Consider the following 15,412-nt stretch of genomic DNA (forward strand, 5'->3'; position numbering starts at 1 on the left):
TACTTTCATTATACAAGATTAGTCTATGAAAAAAAATATTTTTTGTAAACGCTTGAAAAAAGAATTTTTTTTCGTATAATTAGAAAAGAACGAAATTTTTTTCGAAAGCGAGTTGATAAATATGCAAATAGGAATGATAGGCTTATGCAAAATGGGATATCAACTATCGTTAAATCTAATAGATAAGCAGTATACGGTTATTGCGCATGATTCAAATGATGAAGCCTTGCAGCGTATAACGAAGGATGGAGCAAAAACAGCTTAAACTATTGAAGAGTTAGTTACTAACTTAGATGCGCCACGCACAATTTGGATAATTGTACCAGCAGTAGATGCTACAGAAACAGTATTTCAATCATTACTGGATCATCTTGAAAGCGGTGACCGAATTATTGATGGCGGAAATGCTCATTACAAAGATTCCATTAACCATGGAGAAATCTGTAAAGAAAAAACATCTACTACTTTGATTGCGGGACAAGCGGTGGCGTAGATAGCGCTCGGAATGGTGCATGTACAATGATTGGCGGAGATGAGGAGGAATTTAAAAAGATAGAAATGCTTTTTAAAGACCTTACTGTTGAAAATGGTTATTTATATACTCGTCCAATTGGAAGCGGTCACTTTCTTAAAATGGATCATAATGGAATTGAATATGGCATGATGCAAGCAATCGCTGAGGGATTTGAAGTTTTGGAAAAGAGTCCTTTCTCTTATGATTATGAAAGGGTTGCCAATGTGTGGAACAATGGATCTGTCATTCGTTCTTAGCTGATGAAGATGCTTTCAAAAAGGATCCAAACCTTGATTAAATTAAAGGTATTATGCATTCATCTGGTGAAGGAAAATGAACAGTTGAAACAGCACTCGATTATAAAATGGCAGCACCTGTCATTACACTTGCCTTGATGATGCGTTATCGCCCATAGGAGGAAGACACGTTTACAGGAAAAGTCGTTGCTGCACTCCATAATGAATTCGGAGGACATGCAGTAACGAAGAAATAAAGTGAGCCTACATTGATTGCTAGTGAGACTTATCAGAAAATTAGCGTCCGTTTATCTCTCATTTAGTATCTCAAAGCTTGAAATCGAGTATGACGGACTCTTGCATTATGATAAAAATATAGAACAAAGGATGGAAACAACATGTCAGATCAGATGTTAATTCTTATTGCGTTAGCAGGAATTTTTCTACTATTATTTCTTGTTATACGAACAAAATTACATGCATTCGTCGCCTTGTTATTAGTTAGTTTAATTGTCGGGATTTTAACCGGTATGCCGCTTGGTGATGTGATTGATACAATGGAACAAGGTATGGGAGGAACATTAGGCTTTGTTGCAGTCGTCGTTGGTCTAGGGGCAATGTTTGGTCAAATGCTTGAAGTATCTGGTGGTGCTGATCGTTTAGCACGTACAATGATCAATAAACTAGGCGAAGATAAAGCACAATGGTCATTAGGTATTACTGGATTTCTTGTCGCTATTCCTGTCTTCTTTGATGTTGGATTTATTATTCTTGTGCCAATTGTATACGGTTTAGCAAAGAAAACTGGTAAATCATTGCTCTATTACGGTATTCCTTTACTTGCAGGACTAGCTGTTACACACAGCTTTATCCCCCCAACACCAGGTCCCATTGCCGTTGCTGATTTAATCGGCGCTGATTTAGGATGGGTTATTTTATTTGGTGCATTAGCTGGTGTACCTTCCATGATTATTGCTGGTCCATTATTTGCGCGATTTATTTCAAAGCGCATTCATGTTGTTGTACCAGATTATATGAATATGGAAGAAGTAGATTATGATAGGGAATTACCGAGTTTTGCACTAATTGCTTCTATCATTTTAACACCTTTAGTATTAATTCTTTGTAATACATTTTCTGATTTCTTTTTAGAAGAAGGTCATATAGTTCGTGATATTTTTACTTTCTTAGGCCACCCATTTGTTGCATTAACGATCGCAACGATTCTAACCTTTATCTTTTTAGGAACGAAACGTGGTTATACACGTCAAGAAGTACAAGATATAGCGAATAAAGGTCTTGAGCCTGCCGGAATTATTATTCTTGTAACAGGTGCAGGTGGTGTTTTTAAAGAAATGTTAATTGAATCTGGTGTAGGTGATGTAATTGGTAACATGATGGCTGGTTCTAACCTGCCCCCTATTCTACTAGCATTTCTAATAGCTGCTGCTGTTCGAGTTGCACAAGGATCTTCTACTGTATCCATGGTAACTGCAGCAGGACTTGTTTCACCTTTAATCGATATTTTAAGTCTAGAGGGACCTGTCTTAGGACTAATGGTTATCGCTGTAGCTTCTGGTGCAACCGTACTATCACACGTTAATGACTCTGGTTTCTGGCTAGTAGGCCGCTACTTCGGGTTAGATGTGAAAAACACATTAAAATCATGGACCATTATGGAAACATTAATTGGTCTTGTCGGTTTAGCTGTTGCACTTATACTCGGAATCTTTATTTCGTAGCATTTTCAGGAGTTGTCTTACTTAATAGACAGCTCCTGTTTTTAGTTCAGATTTTACCATCGTTATGTGGCTTAAAGCGCCTGTACGATCATAATGCGGAGTCCTTTCTTATGAAATAATAGATATTAGCTATTAGTACTTTGTTCTTCGTTTGTCTTTGATTTATTCCATTCTTTCCAACACAAGAAAGCTCCGGTTATCCCTGTAATCGCCAATAATATTCCAAGGATACTACTGTAGATAGCTTGCGCATGCATTAACCGAGCGAACCCACTTCCCCCTAACAACCCTGATATAGCTCCTAAAAATAGGAGCCAATTTCGATTTTCTAACGTTTTATTTTTCATTTTCTTACACCCTCGCTTTAGACTTTCAAATATATTCCTTTTTTCTATTTTAGCATATTTTATAACACAAAAAGACTATCCTCTATATAATAAGAAATAGTCTTTCTATCATTATCTATTTATAAAAATTGTTTGATGCAATTAGTTCATCAACTTTATAAACACAACTTTTAAATAATTAAATTCCGGAAAATTATTTGGCACAGTAAAATCTTTCGGCAATTGATGCGTTTCGATAATTTTGTAACGAGTATTTGCTTCTTTAAATGCTTTATCAATCAATTTTTTAAACTTTTGCATGTTAAAACTTGCGTTATTTGTAGAGGCAATAATGAGCCCATCGTCATTAGTAATTTTTAAGGTATCTTTTAATAACTTCGGATAATCTTTCGCACTACTGAATGTCATTTTCTTTGTCCTTGCAAAGCTTGGTGGATCCAATACCACAACATCAAATTTGATATCTTTGCGATCTGCATAACGAAAATAATCAAACACATTCATTACCTTAATGTCTTGTGCTTCATAATCAATTTCGTTAACTGCAAATTGCTCAATTGTCTTCGGTAGACTACGTTTTGCCAAATCCACACTGGTTGTCGATAACGAACCACCGAGAGCCGCCGCTACAGAAAACGCACCTGTATAAGAAAATGTATTAAGAACTGTTTTCCCTTCTGAATAGCGATCCCGTAATGCTTTTCGTACCTCACGTTGGTCTAAAAATATGCCTGTCATTGCTCCATCATTTAAATCTACCGCATATTTCATTCCATTCTCCAAAACGATTAAAGGAAATTCTCCCTTTTCACCTGACACATAATCATCCTGATCGATATATTGCCCATTTTTATTAAAACGTAATTTCTCATATAGACCACGCACATTAACTACTTCATTCAAAGCTTGATAGATGTCTTCACGGAAAGAATAAATACCTTCACTATACCAGCTCACCATATAAAAACCATTAAAATAATCGATGATTAAGCCCCCGATACCATCTCCTTCCCCATTAAACACACGGAATGCAGTAGTATCCTCTGCTTGATAAAAATAAGTACGCTTACCAACTGCTTTACTAATTTTTTGCAAGAAAAATGTTTTATCAAGCTTTTCTTGTTCTTTCTGTGTTAAAACCCAACCGATTCCTTTATTCTGTATACCATAATACGCCGTTGCTAGATAGTTACCTTGAGTGTCAACCAAACGTAATATATCTCCTTCCTCAACCGTCATCCCTGATAAATCAATTGTTTCTTTTGAGAGTAACGGATAGCCATTACTTATATGTTTAACCGATTTCGGTTTTACCTTTGCTTCTACTAACTGTCTCATATTGTCATCCTTACTTTTATGATTTATTTTCATTATGCCATTATTTAATCGAATAAGCGAATGATGTTGTATGCCATAACCAAAAGGCAAAGTAGTCAGTTAAAAGCATTGATATAAAGGAAGGGGCAATCAGCGGCAATTAATGTCTCCTTGAATGAAAATCAACATACTTACTAACCCTATGAATGACTGAAAAAGGGGATTTTTTCTTTTTTGGGTGTTCATTAGCTCTATGAGTGGCCGAATTTCGATTCTTCTCTTGTTCGGGCGTTCATCAGCTGTTATGTTTGTATCACATGATTTCGCTCGTTTCCTCTTCAATACTTTCAATATAAAAAAGATATGAACCCTACCCTAAAAGGGAGATCATACCTTTTCTCACTTCAAGTAAAAAAGTTTGTTATCCTTACGGAGAAGTTATGTACTTTTTATCAGTTATACTGGCTTTCGCTTTAATATAAAGAATGCACCAGCAAGAGAGATTAATAGCGCGAAAATCGGCACTAAACTAGTGATTTCTACAACCCGGAAAAAATGAGCTATTAATAATGCAACAAGAGAAAAAATGCCTAAAATAATACAAAATCTAGCGACTGTATACATGTTAAGTTCCATGAATCTCCCTCCTTTTATACCATATTATAACATATTTTTATTTCAACATAGTTTGTAACAAAAAAGACTACCTCCTAAGCTTAGGAAGTAGTCTTTTGCTTCACAATATTACATCATACCTGGCATGCCCATGCCGCCCATATCAGGTGCACCGCCACCAGCAGCACCGCCTTCTTCTGGAATGTCTGCTACTACTGCTTCAGTAGTTAAGAACATTGCAGATACACTTGCTGCGTTTTGAAGTGCTGAACGAGTAACTTTTGTTGGGTCTACAATACCTTCTTCAACCATGTTTACCCATTCACCAGTTGCTGCGTTAAATCCAACACCAACTTTTTCACCTTTTAGACGTTCTACGATTACAGAACCTTCTAAACCAGCGTTAACAGCAATTTGACGTACAGGAGCTTCTAATGCACGAAGAACGATGCTTACACCAGTAGCTTCATCACCTTCAAGCTCTAATCCTGCAACTTGGTTGTATACGTTAAGTAGTGCAGTACCACCACCAGCAACGATACCTTCTTGAACTGCTGCACGAGTTGAGTTCAACGCATCTTCAATACGTAATTTACGTTCTTTTAATTCTGTTTCTGTTGCCGCACCAACTTTAACAACGGCTACACCGCCAGCAAGTTTAGCAAGACGTTCTTGTAATTTTTCTTTATCAAATTCAGAAGTAGTTTCTTCTACTTGGCTACGAATTTGTGCTACACGAGAAGCGATTTGATCTGGAGCACCAGAACCTTCTACGACTGTTGTGTTTTCTTTCGTTACAACTACTTTAGAAGCGCGACCTAATTGCTCAATAGTAGTGTTTTTAAGATCTAAACCAAGATCTTCTGTAATAACTTCAGCACCAGTTAATACCGCAATATCTTCTAGCATTGCTTTACGACGGTCACCGAATCCAGGAGCTTTTACTGCTACTGCATTAAATGTACCGCGAAGTTTATTTACTACTAATGTAGCAAGTGCTTCACCTTCTACATCTTCAGCGATTAAAAGAAGTGGTTTACCTTGTTGTACAACTTGCTCTAGTACAGGTAATACTTCTTGGATATTATTGATTTTCTTATCAGTAATAAGGATGTATGGATCTTCAAGCTCTGCTTCCATTTTATCTTGGTCTGTTACCATGTATGGCGAAGCATAACCACGGTCAAATTGCATACCTTCTACTACTTCTAACTCAGTAGAGAAACCTTTAGATTCTTCAATAGTGATAACACCATCATTACCAACACGTTCCATTGCTTCTGCAATCAATTTACCTACTGTTTCGTCAGCAGCTGAAATAGAAGCAACTTGTGCGATAGAATCTTTACCTTCAATTGGGTTAGAGATTTTACGTAATTCTTCTGTAGCGATTTCTACCGCTTTTTCGATCCCACGACGTACACCTACAGGGTTTGCACCTGATGCAACGTTTTTAAGACCTTCTTGAATCATCGCTTGTGCAAGTACTGTTGCAGTAGTAGTACCATCACCAGCTACATCATTTGTTTGTGATGCAACTTCTGATACTAATTGCGCACCCATGTTTTCGAATTTATCTTCTAATTCGATTTCTTTAGCGATTGTTACACCATCGTTCGTAATAAGTGGTGCACCGAATTTTTTATCTAAAACAACGTTACGACCTTTTGGCCCTAAAGTTACTTTTACCGCATCTGCAAGTGTATCCACCCCACGAAGCATTGCGCGACGTGCGTCTTCACTAAATTTTAATTCTTTAGCCATTGTAAAAAACCTCCTTAAAAATATAGAAAAACGTTATGTTATTTATCCTAAATGATCTTCGCTATACTTAGCCTACGATTGCTAAAATGTCGCTCTCACGAAGAATTAAGTATTCTTTACCTTCATATTTTACTTCTGTACCAGCAAATTTAGAGAAAATAATTGTATTACCTTCTGCTACCTCAAGCGCAACTTTTTCTCCATTGTCTGTTACACGTCCAGAACCAACAGCTACAACTTTACCTTCCTGTGGCTTTTCTTGCGCAGAATCTGGAAGAACAATTCCACTCGCTGTTTTTTCTTCTTGTTTTACAAGTTCAATAATGACACGATCACCTAATGGTTTAAGCATCTTTGTTACCTCCTTGGATTTCTCATTCATTATTTGTCGATTATTAGCACTCGTTAGTTAGGAGTGCTAACACAATTATTATGATAATGAACTATCTATTTTTTTGCAAGTATTTTGACAGTTATATAGCAAAAAAATTTCTCCGCTTCTTTACACATACTTCTATGTATAGACGTAGTGTTTTAATTTTATTCTAAAGTTGTGTTAAAATACGTATCATGACAGTAAAAGATTTGTAAGGGAGTCGTTATTCTTTGCCAAGAAAATATATTTACTTAATTGTGACGTACATTGTTACGCAGTTTTCGATTATCTTAGCTCGACCGTTTATACCTGCAGATATGACGTATGAAGAGCTAGAAATTTTTGCTGCAAATTGGAGTATCGTATCATTTAGTGTAGCTACCATACTATCCATTATTATTCTAAGAGATGAAATAAAAGAGTTCTTTCAATTAAAGCAAAAGAAAATTGGCTCAATTATTTTATGGTCTGTACTTGGTGTTTTTATGGCGATGTTTGCACAAGCACTTGCCGTTTTAGTCGAATTTGTTATCTTTAGAATTCCACCTGGTTCAGAAAATACAATGAATTTAACGGATACTGCTCGTCAAACCCCGTTATTTATTATGCTGATTGCTGTGCTAGGACCTATCTTAGAAGAATTAGTTTTCCGTAAAGCTATTTTCGGTTCACTTAATAAAAGGATGAACTTCTTCCTAGCTGCATTAATATCAGGACTTGTCTTTGCACTAGTTCATCAAGACTTTGATCACATTTTAATTTACACATCAGTAGGAATGGTTTTTGCCTTTCTATATGTACACACGAAACGAATCATCGTACCAATTATTGCACATATGTCGATGAATAGTATTGCTCTAATTGCACAGTTCTCTCAAGATCCAGAGGAAATAAGACAGATAAGAGAACAATTCGAGCAGTTAATGATGATTCTTATTGGAGGATAATAATATTATGCGTATTTCACCTTTACGTTCTGCCATCTTTTATTTTGCATTAGGTATATTGTTTACCTATATTGCTATTCAATCGGCAGACGATACTGTGTTTAGTTTTATCACGATCTTATTAACAGCATTTGCAACAATTGACTTCGTTGTTGCGATTAGACTGATAAATCTACACTTTCGTATAAAAAAAGCGAAGAAAGAAAAGGAAAAATAGACGCTCATCGGCGTCTATTTTTTTACGTTCTATTCATCGCTGTTCTCTAATGGATAATGCTTCATAAAATAAGCCAAGGATTGTAATTCTACTGCTAAGTCAATATGGTGTACACGGACATTTTCTGGTACAGTTATTCGTGCCGGAGTAAAATTTAATATGCCATTCACACCAGCTTGTATAAGACGATCGGTAATATTTTGTGCCTCTGACAATGGTACAGTTAGAATTGCTACTTCAATATGCTCCAGATGTTTCTCCAAATCGTTAATATGGTGTACTTGAATATCGCCAATTTCTTTGCCAACTTTATCTGCATCCGCATCAAAAGCGATTTCAATTTTTGTATTATTATTTTTAGTGAAATTATAGTTTAAAAAAGCGGTTCCTAAATTACCTACTCCAATTAAAGCAACAGGTGTATTTTCATCTTGATCTAACGTTTTACGGAAAAAGCCTAATAAATACTCCACATTATAGCCGTATCCCTTTTTCCCTAACGCACCAAAATAAGAAAAATCTCTTCTGATCGTTGCAGAATCTACTTTGATTGCATCACTCAATTCTTTCGATGACACACGTGATTTTCCTTGAATATGAAGGTTGTTTAAAAAACGGTAATAAAGTGGTAGGCGTTTTGCCGTCGCTTGTGGTATTTTATTCTGACTCAACATCGATCATTCCCCTTACTACACTTCGGTTTAAATTTGTGAATGTTTTTACTTATGTTTTATTTTAACAGAAAAGTAGACAATTGTCGTGAAATAATTCACGAAGGCAGAATGCACTAGCTTGCAGTGGTATCTGCTTTCCGATACACTTAACGTAGTAGAGGTGAGTACAAATGATTTATTTACAAACGAACAATTTAACGAAAAGATTTGGCGCTGAGCTAATCTTATCTAATATAAAACTAGAAATAAAAAGTGAAGATCGTATTGCCATTGTTGGGCGCAATGGAGCTGGTAAGTCTACATTACTAAAAATAATTGCTAATCAACTTAGTTATGATGAAGGAGAAATCCACAAACCAAAAGATGTATCATTAGGCTATCTTGCCCAACATACTGGTCTTGATTCAACGGAAACGATTTGGGATGAAATGTTGAAGATCTTTGAGCATTTTCAAAAGGAAGAAAAATCGATACGCCAGATGGAGCAACAAATGGGAGATCCTGATTTAATCACTGATAATCAGAGATATGAACAATTACTTGCTAGTTATGATCAAAAACAGGAAAATTTTAAACTTGCTGGTGGATATCAATATGAAGCAGATATTAAAGCAGTTCTAAATGGTCTACATTTTCCTGAAAGCATGTGGACAACCTCGATTGCAACATTAAGTGGTGGCCAAAAAACACGACTAGCATTAGGTAAGTTACTCTTAACAAAGCCTAATATTCTAATCTTAGATGAGCCGACTAACCACTTAGATATTGAAACATTAACATGGTTAGAAGGCTATTTAAATAACTATCAAGGAGCTGTCGTCATCGTATCGCACGACCGCTATTTCTTAGACAAAACAGTAAACACTGTCTATGAAGTATCACGTCAACATTCAACGAAATTTCATGGCAATTATAGCGATTACTTACAACAAAAAGCTGCAAACTATGAACGTGATCTAAAACTTTATGAAAAACAACAAACAGAAATGAAGAAGATGGAAGAATTTATCCAAAAAAATCTTGTTCGTGCATCCACAACAAAACGTGCACAAAGTAGACGAAAACAATTGGAAAAGATGGAAGTAATGGATAAACCAGCTGGAGATGAAAGCTCAGCCAAGTTCTCCTTTACAATTGACAGAAGAAGTGGGAACGATGTATTGAAAATTAATGACCTTGCATTCCGTTACCAAGAAGCAGATCCATATATATTTTCACAGCTAAATCTACACCTTGATCGTGGAGATAGCATGGCACTTGTTGGACCTAATGGTGTCGGAAAATCTACCTTATTAAAAACGATTATTGGACAGTTAGATCCTGCTTCAGGCAGTATTCAACTCGGAGCTAATGTACAGATCAGCTACTATGATCAAGAGCAAACACAATTAAACGAGAAGAAGACTGTTTTGAATGAGCTTTGGGATGAATACCCGATGATGAATGAAAAGGACATTCGTACCATACTAGGTAACTTCTTATTCACTGGTGATGATGTGTTACGTCCAGTATCTGCTTTAAGCGGTGGGGAAAAAGCGCGCCTTGCTCTAGCAAAATTAATGATGGAAAAAGCAAACTTCCTTTTGCTTGATGAGCCAACTAACCACTTGGACTTAGATAGTAAAGAAGTGTTAGAAGCCGCATTAATAGATTATCCAGGTTCTATTCTATTTGTTTCACATGATCGTTACTTTATTAATAAAATTGCTACACAAGTATTAGAAATGCAATCGAACAAGACGACGCTATATTTAGGTGATTATGATTATTATATAGAGAAGAAGCAGGAAGAACGCGAACTTGCTGAATTGAAAAAAACAGAAACACAAGCAGTAGAAAAACCAGACAATACGAAATCTAACTATGAGAAAGAAAAACAACTAAAAAAAGAACAACGTAAAAAGGATCGCCGTATTAAAGAAATAGAAGAGGAGATTGAACAAATCGAACTTGAAGTAGAAGAAATCGATCAATTACTATGTGATCCAGAGATTTTTCAAGATCATGAAAAATCATTAGAGCTAACAACCAAAAATGATGCCTTAAAAGAACGATCAGAAGTATTAATGGAAGAATGGGAAGCATTACACGAATAGTGTAAAAGGACATTTTGCCTATCCAGCATGATGTCCTTTTTTATCTCCCACTTATTCACAGTCTTATCCACTTATCTATATTTGTTTTATCAGTTATCAAGTGTTTTATCCACATTATCCACAGAAAAACAATAATTTTTCCACAATTCTGACTAATTTTATCGTACTTGTTATATCAACATTTATAAGATCGTTCATTTCGTGTTGTGGATAACTTAAATTATCCACACTTTTATATTTTTTTATACTGTAAGACATTGAAAAACTCAGCAGGATAGTAAAAAACACTAGAGCATTTATCGCTCTAGTGCTGATCTTCTTGCATATCTTTCTAAACTTAAGCTTGGATTGGCATTTAAGTCCCAGCCTGATCGATGTCCTTGATTGTAAGCAATCGATCCTGCTGCTGCAATCATCGCGGCATTATCCGTACAAAGTGATAACGGAGGGAATAATAACTCCATCTCTTTTTCTTGTTGGAACTTATCTTGCATTGCTGTTCGTAGCCCTTTATTTGCCGCTACGCCTCCTGCTACAATCACTTGTTTCACACCGTATTGTTTCGCAGCCTGGAATGTTTTTTCTGTCAATACTTCGACAACACTTGCTTGAAAACTTGCAGCTACATCTTCTTGCTTGAACGTTTCACCCTTTTGCTTCGCGTTGTGTAGGGTGTTGATAACTGCCGATTTTAATCCACTAAAACTAAAGTCAAAAGAATCTTCTTCTAACCATGCACGAGGGAAATCAATATTTGCCTCCCCAGCATGTGCTAGTTGGTCGATTTTGGGACCACCTGGATATGGCAACTCTAATGTTCGTGCAACTTTATCATATGCTTCACCTGCTGCATCATCTCTAGTTTCACCAATAATCTCAAACTCACCGTGATCTTTCATTAAAATTAATTCGGTGTGGCCACCAGAAACAACTAATGCTAATAATGGAAATTCGAATTCTTTTTCCAAACGATTCGCATAAATATGACCAGCGATATGATGAACACCTACTAGTGGCTTTTGATGTGCATATGCTAAACCTTTTGCCGCATTGACACCTACTAATAATGCACCTACTAACCCAGGTCCTTCTGTCACGGTCACAGCGTCTATATCTGTCATTGTTACATTTGCTTGTTTAAATGTTTCCTCTAAGACAATCGTAATCTGTTCGACATGATGTCTTGAAGCAATCTCAGGAACTACGCCACCAAAACGTTTATGGCTTTCTATTTGAGAAGCTACTACATTAGCAACGATTTCTCGACCATCTTTTATAATTGCTGCAGCTGTTTCGTCACAGCTTGTTTCAATCCCTAATATATATTCACTCATAATTTCACCCACAATACTAAAGCATCTTCTTGATTATCGCTATAATAATTTTTTCTGATTCCACCAGGTTCCATCCCAAACTTCTTATACATACGTTGAGCAGTAAGATTAGACACACGTACTTCTAACGATAAATGATGAATCTCATGTGCAACTGCATAATTAATCACATATTGAAATAACCCTTGTCCATAACCCTTACCTCTATAATCCGGATCGATCGCTATATTCGTTATTTGCGCCTCGTCTAACACCATCCAAGAACCACAGAAGCCAACTACTTGTTCATTGACTGTCGCAACAAAGTATTGCGCATGCTTATTGTTAGTCAACTCTTCTTCATATATATATCTCGGCCATGGAGTTGGAAATGAACGCTCTTCGATAGTCTGTACGAAATCTATATCTGATAACTCCATTTTTCGAAATGCAATATTAGCCATTTTTCTCTTGTTCCTTCAACCATTTCACTTCTGCTTCTACTAAACGGATATAATTCGGTGTTAACTCGTGGACATTCTCTTTATCATAAGCTTCTGCCATAAGTGCTAATTGTCCTGGGCGAGGCAAATGATCGATCAAAGAAGGAAAAATAGCGAATTCTCCTAATCTTTCTTTAATCACTTCTTCATGCAACACGATATCTTGACTAAGAAATAGGACGGGCTGTTCATATTTCTTCAGTTCATCGAGCCACTGTTCCATTACTATATTTTGATCTTCTTGTTTCACTTGAATTTGGCCGTCCACACATTCATATAGTCCTGTATAGACTAAGCCTCGACGCGCATCAAAAAAAGGTGAAATCAATATATTTTGCACATGCGCATTTTGTGCTAATAACTCTAAGCTTGAGATTGCAACAATCGGAATATTAAGTGTCCATGCCATCGTTTTGGCTGTTGATAAACCAATACGCACTCCTGTATAAGAACCAGGGCCTTTGGCAACAGCGATCATATCTAATTGATCTGATTTTGTTTCTGTTTGCTGCATAACATAATCAATCGCAGGCATTAAACCTACAGAATGATTTCGTTTCATATTTGCCGTATACTCTGCTTTTATTTCACCATCTTTGCTAACCGCTACTCCTAATAATTGATTAGAAGTATCTATTGCTAATACATTCATTCCTGTAGCTCCTTACATACTGATTCAAAATGATCTCCAAGTGGAGTAAAAATCAGTTTTCTTGTTTCATCATCCACTCTTTTTATTTGAATTTCTAATCGTTCTTTTGGAAGATACGCCTCAATAAAATGTGCCCATTCTACGACTGTAACACCTTCACCACGAAAATATTCATCAAAGCCGATATCCTCTTCACTATTTTCCAAACGATATACATCCATATGATACAACGGCATTTCACCCATATATTCTTTTACAATAGTGAACGTCGGACTATTGATTGTCCTTCTTACACCTAATCCAGCTCCTAATCCTTTTGTAAAAGTTGTTTTACCTGCTCCTAAATCACCTTCTAATGTGAGAACATCATTAGGTTGCAATAACACTGCTAACTTATTTGCTAACTGTTTAGTCTCTTCTTCTGTTCTCGTTTCGAAGACATATTGACTCATTATTTTATCACCCTCTTAGATGTGTGTAGCCTGACTTTGCTAACTTATTTAATGTATTACCATCACGCAACCAAACAGTACCATTCTTTTTTTCATCGTCCTGTACCATTCCAATTGCTGTTATCTTTATATTTGTTTCTTTTGCTATCTTCTGCAATGTAGCCCAATCATTCGCTGGAACAGTCCCTATTAGCTCGAAGTCCTCTCCACCTGATATCTTCCAATCTAAACATTGCTCTAGTGTAAAATCTGCTAATAACGGATGACTAGGTACTTGATGATAGTCAATAATCAAGGTTTTATTAGAAGCTTTAGCAATTTCATTTGCCTCATTACTAATACCATCGCTTATATCATTTAACGCCATTCTCTCTATACTACTACAATGATTAATAAAAGACACTCTTGGCGTTGGCATTCGATGCCTATTAATCACATACTGATATCGCTCATAATCTGTTTCCGATTCGTCCAATAAAATATGCAAGCCGCAAGCTGCATCTCCTATTGTCCCCGTTACAAAGATTATATCATTTTCTAGTGCATCACTGCGATATCTAGCTTGTCCTTTTAAAACTGTTCCTAATACAGTAATAGAAAGAACTAATTGTTTCCCAGAAACCGTGTCTCCTCCAATTAAGTCCATCTTATATGTGCTAGCTAATTCATCCATTCCTCGATATATTTCATGTAATGCATGAGAAGACCAACTATCCGGAATAACGATAGAAACAACATAAGCAACAGGCTTTCCCCCCATAGCTGCAATATCACTTATATTTGCAGCTAAAGCTCTATAACCTATATGAAAAGCGTCTGTAGTTTTAGTAGAAAAATGAACATTTTCCACCATTGTATCTACTGTCATAATTGTATCTTCATTCGTATATCTGACAATTGCTGCATCATCACCAATTCCTTTTACTACAGAAGATTGACGATAATATGCTGGTTGAATGGAATCAATAAAATCAAATTCTTCCAACAACCTCACCTCCAAAAATTGCTACATATATGTATCATACCAAATACTCAAACAAGGTAACAGTTTATTCTGCTAACTTCTACTATCTATATAGTAGAAAAAGACGTTTCCATCATATTTTCCTTAACGCACAAAAAAACCTTAAGCATCAGAACTTAAGGTTGAATAATATCATTAGTTATTAAAAAAATGGCGGTCCGGACGGGACTCGAACCCGCGACCTCCTGCGTGACAGGCAGGCATTCTAACCAACTGAACTACCGGACCAACTAATTATTTCATTTTAAAATTTGGTTGCACCCAATGGGCACTACGATTATTTTCTAACATAGAAGTTTATTCAACGTAGTAAGAAAATTTTGGTTGCGGGGACAAGATTTGAACTTGTGACCTTCGGGTTATGAGCCCGACGAGCTACCAGACTGCTCCACCCCGCGATAATATGAATAAAATAAAAGCCTGGCAACGTCCTACTCTCGCAGGGGCGTAAGCCCCAACTACCATGGGCGCTGAAGAGCTTAACTACTGTGTTCGGCATGGGAACAGGTGTGACCTCTCCGCTATCGCCACCAGACTATATAAATGTTAGGAATATACCCTAAAAACTAGATAAGAATGTATCAACAAGTTCAAACGTAAAGATATAGTTAAGTCCTCGATCG

General features: G+C 36.4%; 15 protein-coding genes, 2 tRNA genes, 1 rRNA gene and 1 pseudogene. 5 read left to right on the plus strand and 14 right to left on the minus strand.

The genetic code is table 11. The features are described 5' to 3' along the window. The first annotated feature begins 121 nt into the window (after positions 1–121). Both gnd and SH601_RS16495 read left to right on the plus strand, forming a co-directional pair. Positions 122–1,007 (plus strand): annotated as a pseudogene (gnd, locus tag SH601_RS16490) (phosphogluconate dehydrogenase (NAD(+)-dependent, decarboxylating)). 141 nt (positions 1,008–1,148) lie between these two features. After that, entirely contained in the window at positions 1,149–2,492 is a 1,344-nt protein-coding gene (locus tag SH601_RS16495) for a GntP family permease (RefSeq protein ID WP_319959438.1), read from the plus strand. A 125-nt stretch (positions 2,493–2,617) separates the two neighbouring features. Here the strand turns inward: SH601_RS16495 and SH601_RS16500 are convergent, their stop codons facing one another. The 5 genes from SH601_RS16500 to groES form a co-directional block, all read right to left on the minus strand. Next, entirely contained in the window at positions 2,618–2,839 is a 222-nt protein-coding gene (locus SH601_RS16500; RefSeq protein ID WP_319959439.1) for a hypothetical protein, read from the minus strand. 141 nt (positions 2,840–2,980) lie between these two features. Next, positions 2,981–4,177: a class I SAM-dependent rRNA methyltransferase gene (locus tag SH601_RS16505; RefSeq protein ID WP_319959440.1), complete on the minus strand. Its 1,197-nt coding sequence runs from the start codon at positions 4,175–4,177 to the stop codon at positions 2,981–2,983. 435 nt (positions 4,178–4,612) lie between these two features. Continuing rightward, complete coding sequence (locus tag SH601_RS16510; RefSeq protein ID WP_319959441.1) at positions 4,613–4,792, minus strand: hypothetical protein; 180 nt, start codon at positions 4,790–4,792, stop codon at positions 4,613–4,615. A 108-nt stretch (positions 4,793–4,900) separates the two neighbouring features. Then, a complete protein-coding gene (groL, locus tag SH601_RS16515; protein ID WP_319959442.1) occupies positions 4,901–6,535 on the minus strand; it encodes a chaperonin GroEL in 1,635 nt (544 codons plus the stop codon). Between the two features lie 67 nt (positions 6,536–6,602). Then, on the minus strand, positions 6,603–6,887 hold the full coding sequence (gene groES / locus SH601_RS16520; protein WP_319959443.1) for a co-chaperone GroES: 285 nt from the start codon (positions 6,885–6,887) through the stop codon (positions 6,603–6,605). Positions 6,888–7,141: 254 nt separating this feature from the next. Here groES and SH601_RS16525 point away from each other — a divergent pair, with 254 nt between their 5' ends. Next, positions 7,142–7,858, plus strand: coding sequence for a CPBP family intramembrane glutamic endopeptidase (locus SH601_RS16525; RefSeq protein WP_319959444.1), 717 nt, complete (start codon positions 7,142–7,144; stop codon positions 7,856–7,858). Positions 7,859–7,865: 7 nt separating this feature from the next. Beyond that, complete coding sequence (locus SH601_RS16530) at positions 7,866–8,075, plus strand: YdiK family protein (RefSeq protein ID WP_319959445.1); 210 nt, start codon at positions 7,866–7,868, stop codon at positions 8,073–8,075. Between the two features lie 29 nt (positions 8,076–8,104). On the opposite strand, the gene SH601_RS16535 is transcribed toward SH601_RS16530, so the two are convergent. Further along, complete coding sequence (locus SH601_RS16535; RefSeq protein WP_319959446.1) at positions 8,105–8,749, minus strand: redox-sensing transcriptional repressor Rex; 645 nt, start codon at positions 8,747–8,749, stop codon at positions 8,105–8,107. Positions 8,750–8,919: 170 nt separating this feature from the next. Here SH601_RS16535 and SH601_RS16540 point away from each other — a divergent pair, with 170 nt between their 5' ends. Beyond that, positions 8,920–10,845 carry an ABC-F family ATP-binding cassette domain-containing protein gene (locus tag SH601_RS16540; RefSeq protein WP_319959447.1) on the plus strand — a complete coding sequence of 642 codons (1,926 nt, stop codon included), beginning with the start codon at positions 8,920–8,922 and terminating at the stop codon, positions 10,843–10,845. 296 nt (positions 10,846–11,141) lie between these two features. Here SH601_RS16540 and tsaD read toward each other — a convergent pair whose 3' ends face one another. The 8 genes from tsaD to rrf all read right to left on the minus strand — a co-directional run bounded on the left by tsaD (position 11,142) and on the right by rrf (position 15,324). After that, on the minus strand, positions 11,142–12,179 hold the full coding sequence (tsaD, locus tag SH601_RS16545) for a tRNA (adenosine(37)-N6)-threonylcarbamoyltransferase complex transferase subunit TsaD (protein WP_319959448.1): 1,038 nt from the start codon (positions 12,177–12,179) through the stop codon (positions 11,142–11,144). After that, complete coding sequence (gene rimI / locus SH601_RS16550) at positions 12,176–12,622, minus strand: ribosomal protein S18-alanine N-acetyltransferase (RefSeq protein WP_319959449.1); 447 nt, start codon at positions 12,620–12,622, stop codon at positions 12,176–12,178. The genes tsaD and rimI overlap by 4 nt, the downstream gene beginning before the upstream one ends. Continuing rightward, on the minus strand, positions 12,615–13,313 hold the full coding sequence (gene tsaB / locus SH601_RS16555) for a tRNA (adenosine(37)-N6)-threonylcarbamoyltransferase complex dimerization subunit type 1 TsaB (RefSeq protein WP_319959450.1): 699 nt from the start codon (positions 13,311–13,313) through the stop codon (positions 12,615–12,617). Before tsaB ends, rimI begins: the two co-directional genes overlap by 8 nt. Further along, entirely contained in the window at positions 13,310–13,765 is a 456-nt protein-coding gene (gene tsaE / locus SH601_RS16560) for a tRNA (adenosine(37)-N6)-threonylcarbamoyltransferase complex ATPase subunit type 1 TsaE (RefSeq protein ID WP_319959451.1), read from the minus strand. The genes tsaB and tsaE overlap by 4 nt, the downstream gene beginning before the upstream one ends. Positions 13,766–13,772: 7 nt before the next feature. Next, on the minus strand, positions 13,773–14,759 hold the full coding sequence (gene thiL, locus SH601_RS16565; protein ID WP_319959454.1) for a thiamine-phosphate kinase: 987 nt from the start codon (positions 14,757–14,759) through the stop codon (positions 13,773–13,775). Positions 14,760–14,940: 181 nt separating this feature from the next. Beyond that, a tRNA-Asp gene (locus SH601_RS16570) sits at positions 14,941–15,017 on the minus strand. 93 nt (positions 15,018–15,110) lie between these two features. Then, positions 15,111–15,187 (minus strand) — tRNA-Met (locus tag SH601_RS16575). Between the two features lie 20 nt (positions 15,188–15,207). Then, positions 15,208–15,324 (minus strand): 5S ribosomal RNA (gene rrf, locus SH601_RS16580). Between the last annotated feature and the right edge of the window lie 88 nt (positions 15,325–15,412).

Origin of the sequence: Gracilibacillus pellucidus, from assembly GCF_033949965.1 — a bacterium.
GTDB lineage: Bacteria > Bacillota > Bacilli > Bacillales > Amphibacillaceae > Gracilibacillus > Gracilibacillus pellucidus.